We start from the raw sequence: 17,820 nt of genomic DNA on the forward strand, positions 1-17,820 counted from the left end.
TGTTCGACGAGGCAGCCCGCGCGTTCTCGGACACGCCTGAGAGGTTGTCCGGGTTGGTGCTGGTGTTCGATCGACGGGCCCGCGCGAATCAGGACATGACGCGGAGGATCAGCGTTGTCCCGGCATCCATCCGGCGGCGACGAGGGCGCGCGCCACCTTGGTGACAGCCACCTGAGGATTCGGGCGCAGATGATGGCTGAGGATGCGCACGTGATCCCATCGCTGTCCACGGATGGCATCCCAGCGATCTGCATCCTTCCTGAACTGCGCGCCCTTGGCGTGGCCGCGACCGTCGTACTCCGGCGCCACGCGATAACGCCGGTACGCGAGATCCAACCGGGCGATGAACACTCCGCGCTCGTCCCGCAGCGTCCAGTTCAGATCGGGTTCCGGCAGTCCGGCGCGGACCAGCGCCAGACGCAACTCGGTCTCGCCTGAGCTCTCCGAGCCGACCCGTATCTCCCGCATCGCTCGAGTCAGGATGCCGCGTCTCACGTCGCCCGCTTCCTCGATCTCGCGCCACAGATCTTCGACGCAGAGCAGGCCGTGGTCCGGACAGACGAGGAAGTCGCCGGCGATGATGAGGTCATCGAGGCTCCACATTGTGGCGGCTTGCCGCCACAACCGCGCTGGATCCTCGATCGGGACGCCGCTCACGACAAGCCGGCGGGGTTCCCGCCGCTGCAGCCGATGCCCGATCACACCCTGACGCTGCGGCTGCGCGCTCGGACGTCGAGCAGAGATGTGAAGCTCGTACGCCCGTGCGTGGGTGAACGGCAATGGTGTGTTCAAGACGGCCAAGCCCGAGCCGTGACTGACGAACTGGGCCTCCGTCAGCGCCGGCGCGAACGACTGCGCTCGATCGATGAGTTCGCATCTCATGCGGGACAAGCGCGCCGCGTGGGAATCGGGCGCATACTCGTCGTTCTCGAGCGCTCGCACCTCGCCGGGGACGATGAGTCGTCGAGCGCCCCTGGTGGGGATCTCGAGATCCTTGGCACGCAATCGAGACGGTGTGACGCCAGCGTCGTGGGCCTCCTGGACAGAGAATACCCGTGCTCGGAGTGCGGCTGGCAGAGGAGTCGGAGCAGTCATCGCCACATTCCAGCGAAGATCGTCGGCGACGACTCCGTCGAGACAGCAAGATCCACGAACACGGTGGACAACTTGACGATTCTCGTAACTGTGCAGGGGAACAGTTTCGCCTGATCGCGCTCGACCATGTCCGGGACGATGCGGGTGATTCTCTCTCATGCCCGCCTCAACCCGGACATCGCTCTGACCGTGTCCGGCTTGATGCGGGTCATTGAGCCGGCTACCCGCGCGACCCCGGACATCCGTTGTACGGCATGCGAACTGCCGGGCCCACCGGAACAGGCGGAGCAGATCGAGTCCCGCGAACCGGTTAAAGCCTCCCGGCGGCCTTCAGCTCGAGGTAGCGATCGGCGATCCGCGGGGGGAGCGCCTCAGGGTCGGCCGCGATCGCCTCTCCGCCGGCGCGGCGCACGGCGTCCGCCACGTTCTCGGCATCCCGGAGCGTGCGCTCGGCGGCGGCCGCCAGGTACACGTCCTCCCGCGAGGCGCGGCCACGGGCGATCTCGATGATCGAGGTGTCCGTCACCGACCCAACGAGCACCGTCGTGGCGCGTCCGGCGGTCGGGAACGCACCGAGGAATCCGCGGGCGGACTCGGCGGCATCCTGCGCGGTGAGCACCACGATCAGCGACGGCCGGTTCGTCAGTGTGCGCAGCGACGCGAAGGCGGCCGGCCAGTCCGTGTCCACGAGGCCGGCATGAACCGGTGCCATCGCGTCGGACATCGCGGGAAGCAGCGCCACCCCGTCGACCCCGGTCACGCGGCCGCGCACGACACGGTCGAACATCTCGAGGTGCACGTGATCGCCCGCGCGAGACGCGAGGGCGCCGAGCAGCAGCGCCGCCTCGAGGGAGGCCTCCAACCGTGTGCCGTCGCCGACGCGGGCCGCAGCGGTCCGGCCGGTGTCGATGAGGATCACCACGTGCCGATCGCGCTCCGGCCGCCAGGTGCGCAGCATCGTGGTGCCGGCTCTGGCCGTGGCCCGCCAGTCGATCGAGCGCACGTCGTCGCCGCGCACGTATTCGCGCAGCGAATCGAATTCCGTCCCCTGTCCGCGGACCTGGATGCTGGTGTTGCCATCGAGCTCTTTCAACCGGGCCAGCCGCGAGGGCAGATGCTTGCGCGACGTGAACGCGGGGAGGACCCGCACGGCGCCGCGCACATCGTGCCGCGCCTGGCGGCCACCGAGCCCGAGCGGCCCGATCGAGCGGATCATCACGAACTCGCTGATCAGTTCGCCCCGGCGCCGCGGGTGCAAGCCGATCTCGATCCGGCGGCGCTCGCCGGCGGGCACGATCAGGCGCTGGCGCTGGCGCTGCGTTCCGGCGCCGGCGGTCGGCTGCCACGCATCGCGGATGCGCGCGTGCAGGGTTCGCGCTCCGGTGTTGTGCAGCGCGATGCTGACCGGAACGGGCTCGTTCAGCCGGGCCCTGGAGGGCACTCGCCGGGTGACGGCGACGGCTCGCGCCGAGGCGGCGACGATGACATCGACCGCGAGCAGCACCAGAGCCAGCAGCAGCCATCCGCCGACGACCGCCCATGCCGCAGCACCCGTCGTCGACGAGATCACGACGACGGGGATGATCCCCGACCCGATCAGCAGGGCGAAGCGGCCGGTGAGGAACACTTAGATCGGCACCCGGGTCTGCTGCACGACGGCGGTGAGCACGGCATCCGCCGAGACGCCCTCCATCTCGGCGTCCGGGCGCAGCTGCAGGCGGTGGCGCCAGACCGGCACGAGCATCGTCTGGACGTGGTCGGGGGTCACCGCGGACGAGCCGTTGAGCCAGGCCCACGCCTTCGCCGCCGCGAGCAGCGCCGTCGAGGCACGAGGGCTCGCGCCCAGCTGCACGGACGGCGACTGCCGGCTCGCCCTGGCCAGATCGACGACGTAACCAAGCACGTCGTCGGTCACATCGACCCGCGACGCCGCATCCTGCGCGGCGCGGATCTCCTCCGCTGTGACGACCGGCTCGATGCCGGTGAGCGCACGCGGCGAGAAGCCGCCGGCATGCAGGCGGAGGACGTTCACTTCGGCATCCCGCTCCGGCATCGCCACGACGAGCTTCATGAGGAACCGGTCCAGCTGCGCCTCGGGCAGCGAGTAGGTGCCCTCGTGCTCGATCGGGTTCTGCGTGGCGGCGACGAGGAACGGATCAGGCAGCGGACGGCTCACGCCGTCGGCAGAGATCTGGCGCTCCTCCATGGCCTCGAGCAGGGCAGCCTGGGTCTTCGGGGGTGTGCGGTTGATCTCGTCGGCCAGCAGCAGATTCGTGAACACAGGGCCCTGGCGGAACTCGAACTCGCCGGTGCGGGCGTCGTACACGAGCGAGCCCGTCACATCGCCGGGCATGAGGTCGGGCGTGAACTGCACGCGTTTGGTGTCCAGCCCGAGCGCCCTGGCGAAGGAGCGCACCACGAGCGTCTTCGCCACACCGGGGACGCCCTCCAGGAGGACATGGCCGCGTGCCAGCAACGACACCAGCAGTCCGGTCACGGTGCCGGCCTGTCCGATCACGGCCTTGTCGACCTCTTGGCGCACGCGGTGCATCGCCTGACGCAGTGCTGCGTCGTCCGCGGGATTCGTCGATGGGGTGGTCATGGTTTCCCTTCCACAGGCATCAGGTCGGTTGCAGTCGGCACGGCAGTGCGCGTCATCGCGTGCCCCGTTCGGCTCGGACGGCGTCGTCGACCGCTGATTCCAGGTCGCTGAGCCGTCGGGCGTGATCGATCAGGTCGTCGTCGGATGCCGGGAGGGCACCCGCGAGCAGTTCCTGCACCGCGGTCCGCGGGATGCGCAGGCGGTCGGCGACGGCATCGGCGACCTCGCCGGCGTTCGCGCGTTCGTGCAGGCTGAGGCGGCGCGCGAGCCGGCGCACGGAGCCGTCGCGGATGGCCTCGGCGGCATGGCCGGCGTCGGCGGCCTTGGCCGTCAGCCGTGCGCGGCCGTGCATGGTCTCGGAGGCGCGCACGGTGACCGGCAGCGTCTCGGCGACGAGCGGTCCGAATCGCCGTCCTCGCCACAGCGCGGCCGCGATGCCGGCGAGGATCAGCATCACGATCGCCGGGGTGACCCAATCCGGCGTGAGGTCGCCGAGCGAGGGCTCCGCCTGCTGCTCGATGTCGCCGTCCGCGAAGGAGGGCACGTACCAGACGACGTGGCCGGTCTGCCCGAGCAGTGCGAGGCCGAGCGCGGCGTTGCCGTCCTCGGCGAGGTAGCTGTTGCCGAACAGGCGCGTGCCGTCGATCATCGCCCTGTACGTGCCGGGGGAGTCATCGACGAGGAGAGCCGCGTTGCCATCTGCATCCGGGTAGCAGCCGATGATGCCGTCCGCGGGGATGAAGAGCCGCCCGGGGTGGATCTCGCCGACTCCGGCGAGCTCGGGGAGATCGCAGGATGCCGTGACGGCGGCGGACGTGCTCGCCGATGTGGTCTCGCCGAGTTCGAGCAGCTCGAGCATCCGGGTGCTCGCCGAAAGCAGCACCACGCGATTCGCCGGCTCGAGCAGGTCCTGGACGGCCTCGTCGGACAATGCGTACGGATCCGTCATGGCCAGAGTCGTGTCGTCCTCGATGGCGGCGACAGCGTCCGCGCGGGATCGCACCACCTCGACCTCCACCCCCTGGTCGCGCAGGATCTCGGTGAGGGCGAGCATGCCGTGATCACCCGTGCCCTCCGGATCGCCTCCACCGCGGAACGGCACGGACATGGACGCGCTGATCCGCATGAGCAGCAGGGCGGCCCCGATGACCAGCAGCACGATCACGACCCAGCCGATCCACCGCCTGTGACGGCGCGGCGGCACCGTCGCGGTGGAGACGGGACGCTCCGTCACCGGCTGTTCGGGGGGTGAGGCCGGTGGTGCGCTCATGCCGCGACCGCCTCGGGATGCCGGGATGCGAGTCGCTCATCGATGCCGGACAGGAACCGGTAGCGCTCTTCGGAGGACCGGTGCTCGAGATAGCGCACATCGTCGAAGGCTGCGGCGGCCTCGCGCAGCGCGGTGGTCTCGTCCGGGAACACGCGTGCGGCGTCCCTGGCGATGGCCTGCGCCGTCGCGCCGGGAGCCGGGTCGATCAGGTCTCGCTCCAGCATGCCGCGGGCGAGTGCGCGGAAGCGCAGGATGGTCGCGGCATCCCAGTCTCCCGACCGCGCTGCGCGTTCGGCGTCGGCGCGCAGCTGCGCGGCTGTCCGATCGTCGCGTTCGCCGAGGAGGTCCCGCCCGGTGGCGCGCACCGCGCGTGAACCGCGGGGTCGTCCCCACACGATCAGCGCCGCGACGAGGGCTGCGACGATCACGATGCAGACGATGACCAGCGCGAGGGGACCGACCTGCCCGCCGCCTTCCGGCGTGAACAGATCGTTGAGGTAGCGCACGACATCGCGCGCGAGCAGATCGAACCAGGTGGGCTTCGCCTCGTCGTAGCGGGGCTCGGCCAGTTCCTGCTCGGCCCAGCGTCGCGCTTCATCCCCATCGGGGACGAAGGGTTCGAAGGCCAGCGTCATGCTCGCCCACCCGGCGGCGCCCACGGGCTGTCCGACGGTGCATCCGGCTGAGCCGGCTGCTGCGGGGGAGCCGGCGGCGGTACGGGCTGCGCGTACGGCGGCACGGGCTGAGCAGGCGCCGCGCCGTACTGCGGTGCAGGCTGCGTCGGCGCCGCGCCGTACGGCTGCGGGGCCTGGGCGTACCCCGGTGCCGGTGTCCAGCCCGGCTGCATCATGACCTGGGTGGGGACCGGCCTGGGGGGCGGTGCGTTGGTGACGGCACGGGCCGGATCGACGGCGAACGGGTCGCCGAGCTGCTCAGGTGTCCATCCGAGATCACGGCGCTCGAGGAAGGCGATCAGGGTCTGATCGAGCCCTTCGTACCGGTACCGGCAGTCGATGTAGACGAAAGCCGCTCCGGTGCCCTGCACGACGAGCGCGACCGCCTGGATCACGAGGACCAGGATCTGCGGCAGCGCCGTGGCCAGGACCGCGGCCACGACCACCGCAGCAGGGTCGTCGGAGCCGGTCGGAGCGAGCACCGGGATCAGCAGGCCGGAGAGAAGCGACAGGGGAAAGCTCACGAGCTGTGCGGCGAAGCCCATGATCAGGTTGATCAGGATCATCACGCCGAACGCGACCCAGAATCGGCCGCGGGTCAAGCGCCAGCTGCGCACCAGCGCCGCGCGCAGCGTCGCGTGTTCGAAGACGAGCACGCTGGGTACGAGCAGCAGCTTCGTCCACAGCCACACGGCGAGCGGGACGCTGGCGGCGATCACGAGCAGCACCAGGCCGATCCCGACCCCGAGGAAGTCGGACGAACCGCCGATGCTGCCGATCACGAGACCGACGATGATGCCACCGGCGACCGCGATCACTCCGAGGGTGAACAGCATCTGCAGCAGCGCGAAGCCCACCAGACGCCAGAAGACCGGTCGCACCTGCGCCCAGAGCTGACCGAGTCTGGCCTTCTCGCCGAGCGCGGCGAAGCGCACCTCGGCGGCGACGATGCCCTGCACGAGTGCGGTGAAGCCGAGCGAGAGCAGTCCGACGGCGAACGCGACGAGGCCGTTGATCGCGAACGTCCCGATCAGCAGCGGCTCGAAGTCGGGAGACCCCGGCTGGACGTTCTGCAGACGGAGGATGGTCACGATCAGGACCGTGACCATGATGGCGGTCGCGACGATCGTCATCAGCAGCTGCATCACGACGGCGAAGCCGAACACGACCTTGGGGTTGTGACGCAGCACCGCGAACGCCCGGCCCAGAAGCATGCCGAACGTGAAGGGGTGCAGCGGGACGATCCCCCGCTTCGGGGCGGGTGTCCACGTCTGTCCGCTCACGGCGCTCCCTCCGACAGTGCTGTTCCCATCGTGTCATACCGGCTGTGGCGTCGACCGGGCTGTGGACGGTTCCGTGAATCCCGGCGTGTCGTGAAGTACGCTGGGAAAATCTGCGATCGTTCGGTGTGTTCCCGACGACCGCCCTGGGAAGAAAGTCGGAGCTGGGCACACATGACCTCACGCATCCTCGTTGTCGACGACGACACCGCGCTCGCCGAGATGATCGGTATCGTGCTGCGCACCGAGGGATTCGAGCCGGTGTTCTGCGCCGATGGCGCGCGTGCCGTCGAGGAGTGGCGTACGCAGCGGCCGGATCTCATCCTGCTCGACCTGATGCTCCCCGGTATGGACGGCATCGAGATCTGCACGCGGATCCGTGCCGAATCCGGCATCCCGATCATCATGCTGACTGCTCGCAGCGACACCGCGGATGTCGTGCGGGGCCTCGAGGTCGGCGCGGACGACTACATCGTCAAGCCCTTCAACCCGAAGGAGCTCGTCGCGCGCATCCGCACCCGGCTTCGTCCATCGACGCAGGCGGCCAGCGAGGTGCTGCGCATCGGGGACCTGGTGGTCGACGTCGACGCGCACGAGGTCCGACGGGGCACCGCCCCGATCGCGCTGACCCCGCTGGAGTTCCAGCTGCTCGTCGCGCTGGCGTCGAGGCCGCAGCAGGTCTTCTCGCGCGAGATGCTGCTCGAACAGGTCTGGGGCTATCACTACAAGGCCGACACGCGTCTGGTGAACGTGCACGTCCAGCGGCTGCGGGCCAAGGTCGAACTCGACCCGGACAACCCCAAGATCGTCATGACGGTGCGCGGCGTCGGATATCGCGCCGGCACCGTCGTCTAGGAGTCCGCGTGATCGCGACGACTGCGACGGTCACGCAGGTCGGGCTCTGGCGCGATTGGCGCAGCTGGCCCGCGAACGCCAGCGCGCTGTGGCGACGGTCGCTGCGGTTCCGCACACTAACGATCACCCTGCTGCTGACGGCATCCGCGGTGTTCGTGACCTGCGGGACCATGGCGCTCGTGATCGCCAACGACCTGTTCGAGTCGCGCAAGGATCAGGCGCTCGCTGATGCCCGCCGCGCCGTCGCGGCCGCGCAGAGCACGCTCGATGCCGCGGAGGTCAGCGACGACCGCGCCGCGTTCGTGGCGCTGTGGCGTGTCGTGCAGCGCGACCTCCGGGGGACGTCCTCGTCCGACCGCATCGCCGTCTTCCAGGGCGACATCGAGCCGGGCGGCTACGCTCCGCCCACATTCGGCTCCATCGAACTGCTCGACGACGGGCTCGTCAGCCCGACCCTTCGCACCCGCGTCGCGACGCTCGACGACGTGCAGTCGTGGCAGTCGGTGGCGCTCGAGGAGGACGGCGGCGAAGTGCCTGGCATCATCGTCGGTCAGCAGATGTTCGTGCCGGACGTCGGGCCGTACGAGGTGTACATCGCGTACGACCTCGCCGACTCGGAGCAGACGCTGGTGTTCGTGCAGCGCACCCTGTGGGTGGCCGGCCTGTCGCTCGTGGCGATCATCGCCGGCATCTCGTGGATCGTGCTGCGATCGATGTCGGTGCCGATCGTCGAAGCGGCGGAGACGAGTGCGCGCTTCGCGACGGGCGACCTCGGCGTGCGCATCCCTGTGCACGGCGAAGACGAGCTGGCGACGCTCGGGAGTTCGTTCAACGCGATGGCCGACAGCATCGAGGCGCAGATCAAGGAGCTGGGCGAGCTCTCCCTCGTGCAGCAGCGGTTCGTCTCGGATGTCTCGCACGAGTTGCGCACACCGCTGACGACGATCCGTCTGGCCGCCGACATGCTCAACGATCAGCGGGGGGACTTCGATCCCACCACGGCACGCACCGCAGAGCTCCTGCATACGCAGGTGCAGCGCTTCGAGACGCTGCTGAACGACCTCCTCGAGATCAGCCGCTACGACGCCGGCTCCGTGCAGCTGGAGCTGGAGACGACGAGCCTGGCCCATCTCGCCGAGGACGTCATCGATCAGATGAGACCTCTGGCCGAAGGACACGGCACCGAACTGCGCCTGGTCGCGCCGGGCGGATACTCACCCGTCGACATGGACGCGCGTCGCGTGCGTCGCGTGCTGCGCAATCTCATCGGCAACGCGATCGAGCATGGTGAGGGCCGCCCGGTCGTCGTGACGGTCGACAGCAATCAGCATGCGGTCGCGGTGGGCGTCCGAGACTTCGGCCTCGGGATGTCGGCGGCGGATGCCGAGCGGGTGTTCGATCGGTTCTGGCGTGCGGATCCGTCGCGGCAGCGCACGATCGGCGGCACCGGCCTCGGACTGTCGATCGCCCTCGGCGACGCGCGCCTTCACGGCGGCACACTGGCCGTGTGGTCCGAACTCGCCGTCGGGTCGAACTTCGTGCTCACGATCCCTCGACACCCCGGAGCACTGCAGGGGCCGTCGCCGGTCTCGCTCGAGCCGGAGGACGCGCTGGGCGACCTCTCCGATGCGACCCAGCCCCTGCACATCGCGCAGGTGCGCTACGAACTGGATGCCGAAGCGAACGGCGCGGTCGATCCCGACGCCGCAAGCGAGGGGAAGGGGCGATCATGAAGCTCTCCAGCCTGCTGCGCGGCGGCGTCGTCGTCGCACTCGCGGCGGTCCTGACCGCATGCGCCGGCCTTCCGACATCCGGCCCGGTTCAGGCCGGCCTCCCCGTCGGCGATGTCGAGGCGGACTCGCCCTTCACCGAGCGGGCATCGAGCCCGATCGCGGGGGCCGGGCCTGAGGTGATCGTGGCCGGCTTCCTGGAGGCGTCCATCACACCGACCGACAACTGGTCGATCGCGAAGGAGTTCCTCACCCCTGAATTCGCCGAGACCTGGCGACCCGGTGCCGGCGTCACGATCGACGTCGCCGGTTCGCGGTCGTACGCCTCGAGCGTGTCCACCCCGGAGGAGCTCGAATCGGTGGATGCCGCCGATGTCACGGTCGATCTGGATCAGCGTGCCAGTGTGGATGCCGACGGCCGCTACTCGGAGGCGACCGGCGACACGGAGCTGGACTTCCGCCTCGCGCGGGATGACGACGGGGAGTGGCGGATCGCGAGCGCCCCGGACGGGATCGTGCTCGATGAGGGATCCTTCCAGCAGGTCTACAGCCGATACTCGCTCCAGTACTACGACCAGAGCTGGCGGCACCTGGTGCCGGATGTGCGCTGGTACCCACGCGGGTCGAACGTCGCGACCTCCATCACGCAGGCAGCGATCGAGGGCACGCCGAGCGACTGGCTCCAGCCGGCCGTGCACAGTGCGTTCCCTGCTGATGTTCTGCTGGACGGCAACTCCGTCCCTGTGACCGAACAGGTCGCGAGCGTCGCCCTCACGGATGCCGCGCTGTCATTGGACGCGGCCACGCTCGCGCGCATGAGGACCCAGCTCGAGAAGAGCCTGACGGCGACGGGCGTCAGCGAGGTGCGCTTCACGGTGAACGGCAGCGAACTGGACGCCGACGAAGCCGGTCTCGCCTCCGACAGCGCGGACGTCAGCACGATCGTGCTGACCGAGGACGGCTTCGGAAGCCTGGTCGGCGGCGAGGTGACGCCGATCGCCGGCATCAGCGAGCCGCTCGGTCAGATGGAGCAGCCGGTCTCCTCGATCGATCTCGCGCAGGGTGAGGGGCTGGCCGCCGTGCAGTTGAGCACGGGAGCGGTGTGGGCCATCACGAACTCGAAGGTGAACGAGCTCGACACCAGACCCGGCCTCGTCAAGCCGTCGATCGATCCGTACGGCTACATCTGGTCGGCGCCCGGTTCCGACCCGCAGGATGTGCACGCGTGGACCGAGGATGTGACGTCACCCGTCATCGTCGATGCGTGGCCGGAGGCGTCGACCATCTCGGCGCTGCGCGTGTCGACGGACGGCGTGCGCATCGCAGCTCTGGTGACCATCGGCGGTCGACAGAGCGTCGTGACGGCGGTCATCCTCCGCGATGACAGCAACGTCCCCACCGGGTTCGGCCCGACGCACGAGCTGGTCGAGCTGGACGTCCCCGCCCAGGAGCTGGTCTGGTTGGGCGCTGACAGCCTCGGCATCCTGACCGAGGGTGACGACGCGACGCTGAGGACGCAGGTCGTCGGCGGACCGGGCAGCGAGCAGACCGCTCCCAACGGCAGCGCTTCGTTCGCCGGAGCGAAGTCGCAGGCCGGCGTGCGGATCCTGGGTACGGATGGCACCCTGTTCGCGCCGCGCGCATCCGCGTGGCAGGAGTTCTACGACGGCGTCCTCGTGCTGGGGACGCGGGCAGGGTACTGACCCCGTCCCACTCTGCACGGACGGCGGGGTCGACGAGTTCTGCACGGATGCCGTGGATGCCGCGGCATCCGGCAGGAAACGCCTCCGCCGCCGGTGCACAGTGGCGTGATGACGACACCTGACCTACGGCCCCGATTGGTCGATGAGGTCCTCAGCGTGCTGCTGGGGGCTTCCTGCGCCGGGTGCGACGAGCCGGGCCGGCTGCTGTGCGACGGATGCCGGAATCTCCTGCGTCCCGCCCCCGTGCGCCGAGCGCTGACGGCCGGCCTGTCCGCGACGGCCGCCCTGCCGTTCGACGGCGTCGCGGCACGGTGCATCCGCGCGGTGAAGGAGGACGGGAGCACGCTGCTGGTGCGGCCGCTGGCCGCGGCATTGCGCGCGGTGGTTCCTTCCGACCCCGCGACGCTGCTCGTCCCGGTGCCGACCTCGCGCGCGGCGTTCCGGCGCAGAGGGTTCCGCGTCCCGGAGCTGTTGGTGCGCGCATGCGGCCGGCGCCCGACGCGCCTGCTCGTCCCGGTCGGACGCACCGAGGATCAGCGCGGACTCGGTCGGGCGGAAAGGGCGCTCAACGTGGCCGGCAGCATGCGCGCTCGCCGCGCCGGAACGGGCGATGAGGTGATCGTCGTCGATGATGTGATCACCACCGGAGCGACGCTGACCGAGGCATCCGATGTCCTGCGTGAGGCGGGATTCCTGGTCCGCGGAGCGATCGCGCTCGCGGCCACGCCGCGGCTGAGATGAACGCCTGGCCGACACGGGGGAAATGGGTCGTGACATCCATCGGAACGGGGACTACGGTAGGGGTTCACAAGGCGACCACGGTCCGCCCTTGGCCGGGAGGACCGGGACAAGGAGGCAGGAATGGAAACGAGCATCGTCGGCGTGGGAGTGAGCATCTCAGATCGCTTTCGCACTGTAGTCGAGGAGAAGATCGCCCGGATCTCCACGCTCGCGGCCCGTGCGCAGCGCTTGGATGTCAAGGTCACCCACCGGGCGTATCGAGGCGGACGCATTCCCGACGAGACCGTCGAGCTCACGCTCGTGAGCAAGGGTCCCGTCGTGCGGGCTGAGGCCACGGACGGCGACAAGTTCGTCGCCCTCGATCTCGCCCTCGACAAGATGTCGGAGCAGTTGCGGCGCGCGAAGGAGAAGCGCGTCGACGGTCGCCAGCACCCCAGGGGCGCTCACTTCGAGAAGGGCAGCGGAGCCCTCGAAGGGATCGACGTGCAGCCGGCATCCGCCGACGTCCTGCACGCGGTCGCGACCGGCGCCATCCCTGTGCAGCCCCAGGAGGAGGAGGCGTACTCGCCGGTCGTCATCCGCACGAAGAACTTCGACGCGGAGTGGATGACCGTGGAGGAGGCCGTCGACCGCATGGAGTTGGTCGGGCACGACTTCTTCCTGTTCGTCGATGTCCGCACCGACCACCCGAGCGTCGTGTACCGGCGCAAGGGCTGGGACTACGGCGTGATCTCTCTGACCACTCAGGCGTCCCCGGAGGAGGCACTGGCGTCCTGAGCCGTCACTGAAACAGCGAAGGCCCGGCTCACCGCCGGGCCTTCGTCGTTCGGGACGTTCGTCAGTCGAAGATGCCGTCCAGGATGCTGCCGATCACGAGGCCGCCGAGGATCCCGGAGGCGAGGTCGCCGCCTCCGCCGCCACGACGTCCGCCGCCGCCCCAGCCTCCGCCGCCCCACCCGGGAGCATCGCCGCCCCAGCCGTCGTTCTGCTGCTGCGGGCGGGCGGAGTCGATGTCGCGCTGGGCGAGCTGCAGCGCCTCCGAGGCGAGCTGTGCCACCCGGCGAGCGGTCGCGAGCGCCTGCTCCCTGGTCTCCTCGGCCGGCAGCAGCGTCGGAACGTCCGTCCTCAGCCGCTCGGCCTCGGCGAGGCGCGTGCGGGCATCAGCGCCGATCCAGCCGCGGTGGCCGGCGATCAGGCTGCGCGCAACGCCCAGCTGACGGTCGGCGTCATCGAGCGCGTGCTGCACGTGCTCGAGGGGCGGGAGCGGATTCTCGATGCGGTGGCGGGCCGTGGCGATGGCCTCGTCGAGTGCCGTGTTGGCCGTCCGAAGGCGGCTCAGCTCCGCGAACGGGTCGTTGCGGGAGCCGGACGGGGCCAGCGAGGCGAGGGCCTTCTCCAGATCGGACACCGCTGACGTGACAGCGGGCACCTGGGGTGCGGTGCGCGCTGCGATGATGTCGGCGCGCGAGTCGGCGACGACCTCGGCCAGGGTGGATTCGGCCCGAAGCGCCTCGATCTCGAAGTCCTCGACGGCATCGAGCACGACGCCGGCGCGGCGGACCGCCTCTGATGCGGTCTCCAGCGCGAGATTGGCTTCTTCGTTCTGGCGTGCGGCTCGGCGGCGCTCCGACACGTCGGCGCCGTGCGTGGCGAAGGACACGAGCTGTTCGGCTTCATCCGCAGCGTTGGAGATCTGATCCATGGCGGATTCGGAGTACCGCGCCGAGAGGCGCTCGATCGCCGACCGGGCGTGGGGGAGACGAGCGGTCAGCGTCTCGGCATCCTGACGCAGCCCGGCGATGATCTGCGGAGCCTGACGGACCTTGGCGATCTGCTGGGCGAGCGTCGCCGTCTTGTCATCGAGCAGTTGCTCGGCCCACTCGCACAACTGGGCGATGCGCGCATTGCGGGTGCGCAGCTCCTCGGCGGTGTCGGGGATCTCGTCGTGGTTGAGCTGGTGCAGCTGGAACGCCTCGCGCAGATGCGTGCGGACGGCCTCGAGCGCTGCCTTGAGGTCTGCGGTGAGGGACGCGCCGAGCTCGGCCTCGGCGAACACCAGCTCGTCGCTCGCCGTGCGGATGCGCTCGTCGGCCGCGACGAGCGCCTGCTCGGCCTTGCGTGCGAGGTCGGCGTCCTGCGCCGATTGTGCAGCTTCTTCTTCGCGCTTGCGTCTGCCCCAGAATCCAGCCATGAGCCGATCCTACTTTCCCGAGCGGATGGCGAGGCTGTGCATCCGCTCGGGGCGAACGCATCCTGTCGGTGAACTGCAGCTCAGGCGATCAGCGCTTCGGTCGCGGCCGCCTTCTGCGGACGCCCGCGCTTGGGTCGCTCCGTTGCGAGCTCCAGAGCCATGGCGTGCTGCGGATGCATCGCCAGGCGCTGCTCGGTGTGGTCGAGCCAGCGCACCTCCGCCTCGGCCGCGAAGACCATCGAGTCGATCACGAGCGACCACGCGAGCTCTTCCGGGCTGTCGTCACCGCCGGCGAACTTCGCCCGATTGAGGATCTGCAGCTGCCGGAGCGACGCGGTGCGCTGGGTCTGGATCACGGCCGCCACGTCGATACCGGGCAGCGTCGCCGCCACGGCGAGCTTGATCGCCAACTCGTCTCTGGTCGCCTGACCGCGTTCGACGGGGGAGGACAGCCACGACGCGACCTCGGCGGATCCGGCATCCGTGATCTGCCAGTAGACGTGACCCTGCTCGTCCGGCTCACCGCGCGAGACCAGGCCGTCGCGCTCGAGTCGCTCGAGCGTGTTGTAGATCTGGCCCACGTTCAGGGGCCAGGTGGAGCCGGTCCGTCGATCGAATTCGGCTCGAAGCTGGTAGCCGTAGCACGGCCCCTGGTCGAGGATGGCGAGCAGGCTCTGACGGACGGACATGCGATCTCCTTCGGGTGGAGTGCGAAAGCAATACCGAGTATATGCATACGTGGAAATCCCGTCCGGCATCTCATGCAGGCGACGCGCAGGTCACGGGCCGGTAACATGGCACAGTATGCCCGGCACCGGCCCCATCGGGGCGGCCGGGATCTGACCCAGAACAGGGAGATGACTTAAGTGGCGAATCCTCTTGAGAAGCTGCTGCGCGCGGGTGAAGGTCGCATCCTTCGCCGCCTCAACCAGGTCGTGAAGGCCGTCGGCGCGCTGGAGGAGGACTTCGAGAAGCTCACCGACGAAGAGCTGGCGAACGAGACCACCGAGCTGCGCGCTCGCTTCGAGAAGGGCGAGACGCTCGACCAGCTGATGCCTGAAGCCTTCGCCGCCGTCCGCGAAGCAGCGAAGCGCACGCTGGGAATGCGCGCATACGACGTGCAGATCATGGGTGGCGCAGCCCTGCACATGGGCAACATCGCCGAGATGAAGACCGGTGAGGGCAAGACGCTCGTCGCGACCCTCCCGACGTACCTCAACGCCATCGCGGGCAAGGGCGTGCACGTCATCACGGTGAACGACTTCCTCGCGTCGTACCAGGCCGAGCTCATGGGTCGCGTGTACCGCGCGCTCGGCATGACCACCGGCATCATCGTCTCGGGTCAGACGCCGGCGGTCCGCCGTGAGCAGTACGCCGCGGACATCACCTACGGCACGAACAACGAGTTCGGCTTCGACTACCTGCGCGACAACATGGCGTGGCGCAAGGAGGACCTCGTCCAGCGCGACCACTTCTTCGCGATCGTCGATGAGGTCGACTCGATCCTCATCGACGAGGCCAGAACGCCGCTGATCATCTCCGGGCCGTCTTCGGGCGAGGCCAATCGATGGTTCGCCGAGTTCGCCAAGATCGCCCGCACCCTCGTCGAGGGCGAGGACTACGAGGTCGACGAGAAGAAGCGCACCGTCGGCGTGCTCGAGCCCGGTATCGAGAAGGTCGAGGACTACCTCGGCATCGACAACCTCTACGAGTCGGCGAACACTCCGCTGATCTCGTTCCTGAACAATTCGATCAAGGCGCTCGCGCTGTTCAAGAAGGACACCGACTACGTCGTCATGAACGACGAGGTCATGATCGTTGACGAGCACACCGGTCGCATTCTCGTGGGTCGTCGGTACAACGAGGGCATCCACCAGGCCATCGAGGCCAAGGAGGGTGTGCCGGTCAAGGCGGAGAACCAGACCCTCGCCACCGTCACGCTGCAGAACTACTTCCGTCTGTACGACAAGCTCGCCGGCATGACCGGTACCGCGGAGACCGAGGCGGCCGAGTTCATGTCGACCTATCAGCTCGGTGTCGTCCCGATCCCGACCAACCGTCCGATGATCCGCAAGGACCAGGCGGACCTGGTCTACAAGAACGAGACCGCCAAGTTCGCGCAGGTCGTCGAGGACATCGCAGAGCGGCACGCCGACGGCCAGCCGGTGCTCGTCGGCACCGTCAGCGTCGAGAAGAGCGAGTACCTCTCGCGACTGCTCGCGAAGAAGGGCATCAAGCACGAGGTCCTCAACGCGAAGAACCACGCGCGCGAGGCCGAGATCGTCGCGCGCGCCGGTCGTCTGGGTGCCGTGACCGTGGCCACGAACATGGCCGGTCGAGGCACTGACATCATGCTCGGCGGAAACGCGGAGTTCCTCGCCGTGCAGGAGCTCAAGGCCAAGGGCCTGGACCCGGCCGAGACGCCGGAGGAGTACGAGTCCGCGTGGGACGAGACCTACGAGGCGATGAAGGCCATCGTCGCTGAGGAGAGCACGAAGGTCGTCGAAGCCGGCGGTCTGTACGTCCTCGGCACGGAGCGGCACGAATCCCGCCGCATCGACAACCAGCTCCGCGGTCGTTCGGGTCGTCAGGGCGACCCGGGTGAGAGCCGTTTCTACCTCAGCCTCACCGACGATCTCATGCGCCTGTTCCAGTCGGGCGCCGCTGAGGCGATCCTGGCGCGCACGAACTTCCCGGATGACGTGCCGATCGAATCCGGGCTGGTCTCGCGGGCCATCCGCAGCGCGCAGTCGCAGGTCGAGGCGCGCAACGCCGAGATGCGCAAGAACGTGCTCAAGTACGACGATGTCCTCAATCGTCAGCGCGAGGCGATCTACGCCGACCGCCGCCACATCCTGCACGGCGACGACATCGCCGACCGCGTGCAGCACTTCATCGAGGATGCCATCACCGGCGTCGTGAAGGACCACACCGCCGAGGGGCACAACGAGAGCTGGGACTTCGACGCGCTCTGGACCGAACTGAAGACGCTGTACCCGGTCGGCGTCACGATCGACGAGGTCGTCTCCGAGGCTCAGGGCCGCAAGGGCGGCATCACGTCGGAGGGACTCATCCGCGAGCTGCTCTCGGACGCGAAGATCGCCTACGAGAAGCGTGAGACCACGCTGGGAACCCCGGCGACCCGTGAACTCGAGCGCCGCGTGGTGCTGCAGGTGCTCGACCGCCGCTGGCGCGATCACCTGTATGAGATGGACTACCTCAAGGACGGCATCGGCCTGCGCGCCATGGCGCAGCGCGACCCGCTGATCGAGTATCAGCGCGAGGGCTACGCGATGTTCCAGGCGATGATGGGCCAGATCAAGGAGGAGTCGGTCGGCTACCTCTACAACCTCGAGGTCGAAGTGCGTCGCGCCGGTGATTCGGAGACCGCATCCGTCGAGGCCAAGGGGCTGGTGGAGGGCGCTCCCGATCAGCGTCTGGAGTACTCCGCGCCGAGCGACTCCGGCGACGTCGAGGTGCGCAACGAGCGCGGACAGGTTCAGCAGGCGGCGACCGATCGGGTCCGTCGCGCCGCTGAGGCCGCTGCGGCCGCCCCCGCAGCGGATGCTCCGGCAGAGCGCGGTGCCTTCGGGCAGCCCACCGACGGCGGTCAGGGCGGCGCTGCGCAGAACCGCGCTCAGCGCCGCGCAGGCAAGAAGAAGTGACATGCGCCGCCGGC

The 17,820-nt window shown here is 69.0% G+C and carries 14 protein-coding genes; 6 read left to right on the forward strand and 8 right to left on the reverse strand.

Annotated features, from left to right (window positions below; genetic code table 11):
* Window positions 1-108: 108 nt before the first annotated feature.
* From ACI7YT_RS06445 to ACI7YT_RS06470, 6 genes are all read right to left on the reverse strand, one after another.
* Window positions 109-603, reverse strand: coding sequence for a hypothetical protein (locus ACI7YT_RS06445; protein WP_406249636.1), 495 nt, complete (start codon window positions 601-603; stop codon window positions 109-111).
* An 802-nt stretch (window positions 604-1,405) separates the two neighbouring features.
* Window positions 1,406-2,722 carry a DUF58 domain-containing protein gene (locus ACI7YT_RS06450; RefSeq protein ID WP_406249637.1) on the reverse strand — a complete coding sequence of 439 codons (1,317 nt, stop codon included), beginning with the start codon at window positions 2,720-2,722 and terminating at the stop codon, window positions 1,406-1,408.
* A complete protein-coding gene (locus ACI7YT_RS06455; RefSeq protein ID WP_406249638.1) occupies window positions 2,723-3,697 on the reverse strand; it encodes an AAA family ATPase in 975 nt (324 codons plus the stop codon).
* A gap of 52 nt (window positions 3,698-3,749) precedes the next feature.
* Entirely contained in the window at window positions 3,750-4,967 is a 1,218-nt protein-coding gene (locus ACI7YT_RS06460; RefSeq protein WP_406249639.1) for a DUF4350 domain-containing protein, read from the reverse strand.
* Complete coding sequence (locus tag ACI7YT_RS06465; RefSeq protein ID WP_406249640.1) at window positions 4,964-5,602, reverse strand: DUF4129 domain-containing protein; 639 nt, start codon at window positions 5,600-5,602, stop codon at window positions 4,964-4,966. Before ACI7YT_RS06465 ends, ACI7YT_RS06460 begins: the two co-directional genes overlap by 4 nt.
* Window positions 5,599-6,924, reverse strand: coding sequence for a hypothetical protein (locus ACI7YT_RS06470; RefSeq protein WP_406249641.1), 1,326 nt, complete (start codon window positions 6,922-6,924; stop codon window positions 5,599-5,601). Before ACI7YT_RS06470 ends, ACI7YT_RS06465 begins: the two co-directional genes overlap by 4 nt.
* A gap of 171 nt (window positions 6,925-7,095) precedes the next feature.
* Here ACI7YT_RS06470 and mtrA point away from each other — a divergent pair, with 171 nt between their 5' ends.
* The 5 genes from mtrA (at window position 7,096) to hpf (ending at window position 12,727) form a co-directional block, all read left to right on the forward strand.
* Window positions 7,096-7,776, forward strand: coding sequence for an MtrAB system response regulator MtrA (mtrA, locus tag ACI7YT_RS06475; RefSeq protein ID WP_406249642.1), 681 nt, complete (start codon window positions 7,096-7,098; stop codon window positions 7,774-7,776).
* A gap of 8 nt (window positions 7,777-7,784) precedes the next feature.
* On the forward strand, window positions 7,785-9,509 hold the full coding sequence (gene mtrB / locus ACI7YT_RS06480) for an MtrAB system histidine kinase MtrB (RefSeq protein WP_406249643.1): 1,725 nt from the start codon (window positions 7,785-7,787) through the stop codon (window positions 9,507-9,509).
* Window positions 9,506-11,209 (forward strand): LpqB family beta-propeller domain-containing protein, encoded by a 1,704-nt coding sequence (locus ACI7YT_RS06485; protein ID WP_406249644.1) that lies wholly within the window; start codon window positions 9,506-9,508, stop codon window positions 11,207-11,209. Before mtrB ends, ACI7YT_RS06485 begins: the two co-directional genes overlap by 4 nt.
* A 108-nt stretch (window positions 11,210-11,317) precedes the next feature.
* A complete protein-coding gene (locus tag ACI7YT_RS06490) occupies window positions 11,318-11,950 on the forward strand; it encodes a ComF family protein (RefSeq protein ID WP_406249645.1) in 633 nt (210 codons plus the stop codon).
* 120 nt (window positions 11,951-12,070) lie between these two features.
* On the forward strand, window positions 12,071-12,727 hold the full coding sequence (gene hpf / locus ACI7YT_RS06495; protein ID WP_406249646.1) for a ribosome hibernation-promoting factor, HPF/YfiA family: 657 nt from the start codon (window positions 12,071-12,073) through the stop codon (window positions 12,725-12,727).
* Window positions 12,728-12,788: 61 nt separating this feature from the next.
* Here the strand turns inward: hpf and ACI7YT_RS06500 are convergent, their stop codons facing one another.
* The gene (locus ACI7YT_RS06500) at window positions 12,789-14,141 is read right to left on the reverse strand and encodes a hypothetical protein (protein ID WP_406249647.1); all 1,353 of its coding nucleotides are present in this window, start codon (window positions 14,139-14,141) and stop codon (window positions 12,789-12,791) included.
* An 80-nt stretch (window positions 14,142-14,221) separates the two neighbouring features.
* Window positions 14,222-14,830, reverse strand: a complete 609-nt coding sequence (locus ACI7YT_RS06505) for a PadR family transcriptional regulator (protein ID WP_406249648.1) — start codon at window positions 14,828-14,830, stop codon at window positions 14,222-14,224.
* 177 nt (window positions 14,831-15,007) lie between these two features.
* Between ACI7YT_RS06505 and secA the strand changes: the two genes are divergently transcribed.
* The gene (secA, locus tag ACI7YT_RS06510) at window positions 15,008-17,806 is read left to right on the forward strand and encodes a preprotein translocase subunit SecA (RefSeq protein ID WP_406249649.1); all 2,799 of its coding nucleotides are present in this window, start codon (window positions 15,008-15,010) and stop codon (window positions 17,804-17,806) included.
* Window positions 17,807-17,820: the final 14 nt, after the last annotated feature.

The sequence above is a fragment of the Microbacterium sp. M genome (assembly GCF_045181065.1).
Lineage (GTDB): Bacteria > Actinomycetota > Actinomycetes > Actinomycetales > Microbacteriaceae > Microbacterium.